General features: G+C 41.3%; 1 protein-coding gene. It reads right to left on the bottom strand.

Features of this window, described 5'->3' with window-relative positions:
* A partial coding sequence (locus HMPREF9074_RS12515; protein ID WP_034541002.1) for a DNA cytosine methyltransferase occupies positions 1-537 on the bottom strand: 537 nt, incomplete at both ends.

Genomic DNA, 537 nt, shown 5'->3' on the forward strand with positions numbered 1-537 from the left:
AGACGTTCGCATTCTATTTCTGTTAATCTGCGTATGCCACACAGTAGGTTATTCTCTTGAAAGGCGTTGCTCGATATAGTAGGGCAAATAGTTAGGTCTGCGCCTTTATTTTTGCCTCGTGGGCGTTGTTTAATAATAAAATCATTATTATTTCTTGTTAGGGCAGGTGATATTCCTCTCTCATCATATACCCTATTTTGTTGGTAAGGTTGCCTACCATTAGACTCAGTAGAAGGATTAAGTTGTATCACTGTCATATCGGAATGTAAGCCTCCAGAATGCCCGCCTCCTGTGAGGGTACTTGCAACTTTAGGAATGATGTAGGTGTCATCAGCATTCATATTGCCATTGGCTTTGAGTGTTCCACTAAGTTGGGCTTGAAATTGACTTTGCGTTTTTGTTGTAGGAAGGCAATCATCTTCTCGGATAGGAAATACTCCTGGCTCACTTCTTCCTGCAAGATGTCCGACAAGGTATATCCGCTCTCTATTTTGGGGTAATACCCAGCTTGTATTAAGCAATTGCCATTCAAGTCTA

This window comes from Capnocytophaga sp. oral taxon 329 str. F0087 (genome assembly GCF_000213295.2).
Classification (GTDB): domain Bacteria; phylum Bacteroidota; class Bacteroidia; order Flavobacteriales; family Flavobacteriaceae; genus Capnocytophaga; species Capnocytophaga leadbetteri_A.